Annotated in this window: 5 protein-coding genes; 4 read left to right on the top strand and 1 reads right to left on the bottom strand. The window is 33.8% G+C overall.

Annotated elements, in window-relative coordinates:
• Positions 1 to 15: 15 nt before the first annotated feature.
• Positions 16 to 2208 (bottom strand): DNA topoisomerase III, encoded by a 2193-nt coding sequence (locus tag BPMYX0001_RS02205; RefSeq protein ID WP_003205730.1) that lies wholly within the window; start codon positions 2206 to 2208, stop codon positions 16 to 18.
• A gap of 662 nt (positions 2209 to 2870) precedes the next feature.
• Here BPMYX0001_RS02205 and BPMYX0001_RS02200 point away from each other — a divergent pair.
• From BPMYX0001_RS02200 to BPMYX0001_RS02185, 4 genes are all read left to right on the top strand, one after another.
• Complete coding sequence (locus BPMYX0001_RS02200; protein WP_033799601.1) at positions 2871 to 3824, top strand: ABC transporter permease; 954 nt, start codon at positions 2871 to 2873, stop codon at positions 3822 to 3824.
• A 58-nt stretch (positions 3825 to 3882) separates the two neighbouring features.
• A complete protein-coding gene (locus BPMYX0001_RS02195) occupies positions 3883 to 4785 on the top strand; it encodes an iron chelate uptake ABC transporter family permease subunit (protein ID WP_371393780.1) in 903 nt (300 codons plus the stop codon).
• Entirely contained in the window at positions 4779 to 5537 is a 759-nt protein-coding gene (locus BPMYX0001_RS02190) for an iron ABC transporter ATP-binding protein (RefSeq protein ID WP_033798598.1), read from the top strand. Before BPMYX0001_RS02195 ends, BPMYX0001_RS02190 begins: the two co-directional genes overlap by 7 nt.
• 73 nt (positions 5538 to 5610) lie before the next feature.
• A complete protein-coding gene (locus BPMYX0001_RS02185) occupies positions 5611 to 6558 on the top strand; it encodes a siderophore ABC transporter substrate-binding protein (protein WP_033798597.1) in 948 nt (315 codons plus the stop codon).
• The last annotated feature ends 252 nt before the right edge of the window (positions 6559 to 6810 follow it).

Below are 6810 nucleotides of genomic sequence, written 5' to 3'. Positions count from 1 at the left end.
AGTAGAAACTTTTTTTTATTCAAATTTTAACTTTTTTAATGCTTCTGCTAGTGCGTTATTTAATGGCTCTTCTTCTTCTTTTTGTTGCTGCTTCATATATTTTTGCACGTAGCGTTTATCTGCTTTATTTCCTGATTCTTTCTTGCGGCGCTCTTGGAATGTAGAAAGCTTCTCGCGATATCCACATTTACATGCGAAGATTTGCCCATCTCCTTCACCGCGAAGTTCTAGTTTTTTCTTACATTGAGGGCATCTTGCATTTGTCGTACGGGATACATTTTTACGATGACCACATTCGCGGTCTTGGCATACAAGCATTTTACCTTTTTTGCCGTTTACTTCAAGCATCGGTTTTCCACAGTCTGGACAAGTTTTTGTTGAAATGTTTTCATGCTTATACTTTTTATCGCTTGATTTAATTTCAGCAACGATTTCTTTTGTATAGTTTTTCATCTCGGAAATGAAAATTTCTTTTTTTAATTTACCTTTTGCGATAGCTTCAAGTTTTTGTTCCCATTCAGCAGTTAGTGTAGGAGATTTTAGTTCTTCCGGTACTAAATCAAGTAACTGACGACCTTTTGATGTAATGTGAATATCTTTACCACGTTTTTCAATCAAGAATGAATTAAATAGTTTGTCAATAATGTCAGCTCGTGTAGCCACAGTACCTAATCCACCAGTTGATTTTAGCGTATCAGCAAGTTGTTTATTTTGCGTATCCATGTATTTTGTAGGGTTTTCCATTGCTGAAAGTAACGTTGCTTCATTAAAGCGTGCAGGTGGTTTTGTTTGACCTGATGTTTGAGCAATTAGTTTTACGCTTAATGTATCGCCTTTTTCAATGCGAGGTAAAATTTGCTCTTTTAAATCTTCAACTGCATCGTCATCTTCAAAGCGGTTTTCATATACTTCTTTCCAACCAGAATGTAAAATCGTTTTGCCACGTGCAACAAACGTTTCATCACCAATTTTCGTGCGTAATGTTAGTTGTTCATATTCAAAGGCTGGGAATAAAACTGCTAAGAAACGTTTTACCACTAAATCATAAATTTTGCGTTCTTTATCTGTGAAAGCTGAGAAATTCACATAGCTTTCCGTTGGGATGATTGCGTGATGATCGCTTACTTTACTATCATCAACAAATGCTTTAGTGGATTTTATAGGCTTATTTAAAATTTTATGAGCTAAAGGACGGTATTCTCCTACTCCACACGCTTTTAGACGCTCTGGAAGTGTTCCGACGATATCAGATGAAATATAGCGCGAATCTGTACGAGGGTAAGTGAGTACTTTATGTTGCTCATATAATTTTTGCATAATGTTTAATGTTTCTTTTGCAGAGTAACCAAAGATTTTATTCGCATCACGTTGTAGCTCAGTTAAATCATAAAGACCAGGAGCGAATGATTTTTTCTGCTTTTTCTCAATTTCCGTGACAGTGGCATTTTGTTTATCGAGTTTTTTCACAATCGTATCGATTTTCGCTTTATCAAAACTACGACCATTGCCTTTCCCATCTTGCCAAGTTAGCTTTAACTTATCTGTTGTTTGAGCTTCAATTCCGTAGTATGTTTGAGCTTTAAAGTTTTTAATTTCGTCTTCACGACCTGCAATGATAGCCACAGTAGGTGTTTGTACACGACCACAGTTTAGTTGAGCATTAAATCGAGTAGTTAATGCACGTGTTGCATTAAGCCCGATATACCAGTCAGCCTCCGAACGTGCGACAGCTGAAGCGTATAAATTTTCATATGCTTTACCTGGCTTTAAGTTTGCGAAGCCATCTTTGATTGCTTTATCGGTAACAGATGAAATCCATAGACGCTTGATAGGTTTATTAATTTTAACTTTATCAATAATCCAACGCGCGACTAATTCTCCCTCTCTTCCTGCGTCTGTAGCCACTATTATTTCAGTAACATCTTTTCTAATCAGTTGACTTTTAACGGCATTAAACTGTTTGCCAGTTTGCTTAATCACTGTCAATTTCAAACGTTCAGGTAGCATTGGCAGATCTTCTAAATTCCACTTTTTGTATTTCACATCATAGCTTTCTGGGTCTGCTAATGTAACAAGATGCCCTAAAGCCCAAGTAACGATATATTTATTACCTTCAAGATAACCATTTCCTTTTTTATCACACTTCAATACACGCGCAATATCACGTGCAACAGAAGGTTTTTCAGCAATTACAACACTTTTTGCCATATTTAAAACATCCTTTCAAGTTTCCGTAAGTTAAATATAGCATACATCCTTTGTGGATTCAGTTATGCCGAAGATTCTAACCTTTTGTTATGAATTAAATACTCTATATCTTTGACTAGTTAAGAGGGTGAAAATTTTAGTATTTCGGATATAACAAAATAGTAGGATATCTTTGTCCTTTTTTAAAAGGACAAACCATTATTTCACAAGGCGGAAAAGATCAAAACGCGATGTTGCGAAGTATATGAAACAATAAAATCAAGATGATGAGCCGCGTAATCCTGCGTTAGCGGAAGTTTTGGCAAAATTGAAATTTGGTTCAAAAGAAAAAGAAGAAAGTGCAATTTTTCTTATCTCAAAGGGAAGTTGGGCTTTTTATTAATTCTATAGATATAATAAGTTTCCTAATATGAATAAAAAAGCGATATAAACAATAATGGAATTCATTGACATTGTTAATGAATTTCATTATCATTAAGTTGGTAATCTGATTATTGCCAAAACGTCAGATTGAAAGTATAAAGTATACCTTTAATTGATAAAGAGAATCATTTTCTTTTCTATTATCTTATAAATAGACAAAGGGGGATAAAATGATAGGATTATAATCTGTATGAAATCAAATGATGGCGACAGAACATAATCTGCACCATGAAGAAATTATGAAAAAGAGATATTTGTTTATCATGCTTATTGTTTTATCAATTGTGTCTATTTTTATCGGTGTAAAAGAGGTTAATCTAGCAGATATTTTGCACTGGAATCAAGAAAAAATGCAAATTGTATTTATTAGTAGATTACCACGTCTAATCAGTATTATTGTTGCTGGTGTTAGCTTAAGTATAAGTGGTTTAATTATGCAGCAACTTAGCAGAAATAAATTTGTATCCCCGACAACTGCGGGGACAATGGATAGTGCAAAGCTAGGGGTTTTAGTTTCATTGATGCTATTCACGACAGCGAGCCCGCTTGAAAAAATGTTTGTTGCATTTGTCTTTGCATTAGCTGGTACATTTTTATTTATGCAAATTTTGAAGAGAATTAAGTTTAAGGATGCGATTTTTATCCCGCTTGTGGGAATTATGTTTGGGAACATTATCAGCTCTATAACGACATTCTTTGCTTATAAATACGACCTAATTCAGAACATTTCTGCATGGCTACAAGGGGATTTTTCAATGGTGATGAAAGGAAGATATGAAATTTTATATTTAAGTATCCCACTTGTCATTATCGCCTTCTTATATGCAAATCGATTTACAGTTGCTGGAATGGGTGAAGATTTTGCGGCCAACTTAGGGATGAATTACAACCGAGTGCTAAATATCGGGCTAATTATCGTTTCTTTAATCTCCGCATTAGTTGTTTTGACTGTTGGTATGATTCCATTTCTAGGGCTTATTATTCCGAATATTGTTTCTATTTATCGTGGAGATAATTTAAAGAATAGTTTACCTCATACTGCTTTACTAGGAGCGGTCTTTGTACTTGCTTGCGATATACTTGGCCGCGTCGTTATTTATCCGTACGAGATTTCTATTGGCCTTACAGTGGCAGTAATTGGAAGCGGAATCTTCCTTTATTTATTGATGAGGAGAAACGCATATGCAGCATAGAAAACAAACAAGTCATAAAAAAATGTTGGCAGTGCTTGCCATTGCATCAGTTGTAGCCATGGGGATATTTTTATTTATTAACTTAAATATGAATACATTAGATTATGCATTGCCAAGAAGAGGTAAGAAATTGTTGGCAATGGTTATAACGGGCGGAGCAATTGCGTTTTCGTCTATGATTTTTCAAACAATTAGTAACAACCGTATTTTAACACCAAGCATTATCGGTCTAGATTCACTTTATATGTTTATGCAAACATTTGTAGTGTTTGTATTCGGTTCAAAACATATCACAATGATGAATACAAATGTTAATTTTCTTGTATCAGTAAGCTTAATGGTTATTTTTTCACTGTTTCTTTATAAATTTCTCTTTAAGAGAGAAGGAAGCAATATTTATTTCTTATTGTTAATTGGATTAATATTTGGAACGTTCTTTCAAAGTTTATCCTCTTTTATGCAAGTACTCATTGATCCAAATGAGTTTCAAATTGTACAAGGGAAAATGTTTGCAAGTGTAAATAACGTGAGAACAGAGTTACTTGTAACGTCTATCATTGGGATTCTATTAGTTCTCGCTTACGTATATAAAGAACTGAAGTTATTAGATGTACTATCGCTAGGAAGAGAAGAGGCTATTAATTTAGGTGTAGATTACGATAAAGTTGTGAAAAAGCTTTTAATTGTAATTGCAATTCTAGTTTCTATTTCTACAGCGTTAGTTGGACCAATTACATTTTTAGGATTACTTGTAGTAAACGTTGCGCGTGAATGTTTACGTACATACAGGCACAAATATTTAATAGCAGGTTCTATCTTTATTAGTATTATTGCCCTAGTAGGGGGACAATTAATTGTTGAAAGGTTGTTTGAATTTAATACAACTTTAAGCGTTATTGTGAATTTTGTTGGTGGAGTATACTTCATCTATCTTCTATTAAAGGAGAGCAAGGCATGGTAGAAGTAAGAAATATATCAAAGCAATATGGAAATAACAATGTTGTTGAAGATGTTTCTATTAAAATAGAAAAAGGTAAAATCACATCTTTTATCGGACCGAATGGAGCTGGAAAAAGTACGGTTCTTTCTATGATGAGTAGGCTGTTACAAAAAGATGCTGGTGAAATCTATATAGAGGATAAAGAAATTGGCGAATGGAAGAGTAATGAGCTTGCCAAAAAAGTCTCTATTTTAAAGCAAACGAATCATATCAATTTAAGACTTACGATTCGGGAATTAGTTAGTTTTGGGAGATTTCCGTATTCACAAGGAAATCTGTCCGAAGAAGATTGGAATCATATCGAGGAAGCCATTAACTATATGGAGCTTGAAGATATTCAATATAAGTACTTAGATCAGCTTAGTGGTGGGCAGCGGCAAAGGGCATATATCGCTATGGTTATTGCTCAAAATACAGAATATATTTTGCTAGATGAGCCATTGAACAACTTAGATATGAAGCATTCCGTACAAATTATGAAAGTGCTAAGACGCTTAGTTGAAGAACTGGGTAAAACAGTTGTAATTGTAATCCATGATATTAACTTTGCTTCTTGTTACTCTGATTATATCGTTGCTTTAAAAGATGGAAAAGTAATGAAAGAGGGAGCAACAAATGAAATCATTGACCCGATTGTTTTGAAGGATATTTATGACATGGATATTCATATTGAAGAAATAGCGGGAAATAATATTTGTATTTATTTTTCATAAGAGGAAGTTATTTTGATAGTACTAGCTTGCTATCGATTTAAATAATTTTAAAAAATTTATAGAGGTGATTGAAGTGAAGAAATTAGCGATGCTACTATTAACTTTCATACTTGCTATCGTCGCGGTAGCATGTAGCAATAACGCTTCTTCTGAGAAGAAGACAGAAGCGAGTGAAAGTAAATCAAAAGAGATGACGATTAAGCACAAATTAGGAGAAACGAAAGTTAAAACTAACCCGAAAAAAGTTGTCGTATTTGACTTTGGTTCCTTAGATACATTAGATAAATTAGGTGTTGAAGTAACTGGTGTACCACAAAAGAATACACCAGAGTACCTTTCTAAATATAAAGATAAAAAGTATACAAACGTTGGTGGTTTAAAAGAGCCAGATTTTGAAAAAATTAACGAAATTGCACCAGATTTAATTATTATTTCTGCAAGACAAGCTGATTCATATAAAGAATTCTCAAAAATTGCTCCAACAATTTATGTAGAACAAGATACTAAAGATTATATGAAATCATTTAAAGACAACACAGAAATGTTAGCAAAAATCTTTGGAAAAGAAGATAAAGCGAAAAAAGAAATTGCAGCAGTTGAAAAGGATGTAAAAGCATTAAATGAAAAAGCTACGAAAAGTGACAAAAAAGGTTTAGTTATTAAAGCAAATGACGGTAAAGTAAGTGCGTATGGTCCGGAATCTCGTTTTGGTATTATCCACGATGTGTTTGGAGTAATTCCTGCGGATAAAGAGATTCAAGCATCTACTCATGGTAATAACGTGTCATTTGAATATATTCTCGAAAAGAACCCTGATTACTTATTCGTAATCGATAGCGGTGTTGTTACTGGTGGTAAATCTTCTGCGAAACAAGTAGTTGAAAATGAACTTGTTAACAAAACAAATGCTGCGAAAAATAACAATGTAATCTATTTAGATGCAAACTACTGGTACCTATCTGGTGGCGGACTTGAGTCTGTATCAGAAATGGTGAAAGAAGTATCTAAAGGCTTAAAATAATATGAAAGATAGTGGTAGGGATTTTAATGTCCTATCACTATTTTATATATATAAATCCATTTTGATTTTTCAATATATAAGTCGCTGCTCCGAAGAACAAAAAGTGACCCGCTCTCATTTTGTTTGAACTTGGCATGGGGCTAAAAGAGGACCTGACCGCTTCTATGCATGGCCGGATGGTCTCTCCCACCTAAAAAAAGGGTTTTTATCGTTTTTTCAATTTGTACTTACATATTAAGATGACAAAAACTT

This window comes from Bacillus pseudomycoides DSM 12442 (assembly GCF_000161455.1).
GTDB lineage: Bacteria > Bacillota > Bacilli > Bacillales > Bacillaceae_G > Bacillus_A > Bacillus_A pseudomycoides.
Note: the sequence above shows the minus strand (reverse complement) of the source record. Positions and strands in the feature narration are given on the sequence as shown.

Coding starts and splice junctions, on each gene's coding strand:
- BPMYX0001_RS02195 (WP_371393780.1), top strand. CDS start 3,883: ATGGGGATATTTTTATTTATTAACTTAAATATGAATACATTAGATTAT.
- BPMYX0001_RS02190 (WP_033798598.1), top strand. CDS start 4,779: ATGGTAGAAGTAAGAAATATATCAAAGCAATATGGAAATAACAATGTT.
- BPMYX0001_RS02200 (WP_033799601.1), top strand. CDS start 2,871: ATGAAAAAGAGATATTTGTTTATCATGCTTATTGTTTTATCAATTGTG.
- BPMYX0001_RS02205 (WP_003205730.1), bottom strand. CDS start 2,208: ATGGCAAAAAGTGTTGTAATTGCTGAAAAACCTTCTGTTGCACGTGAT.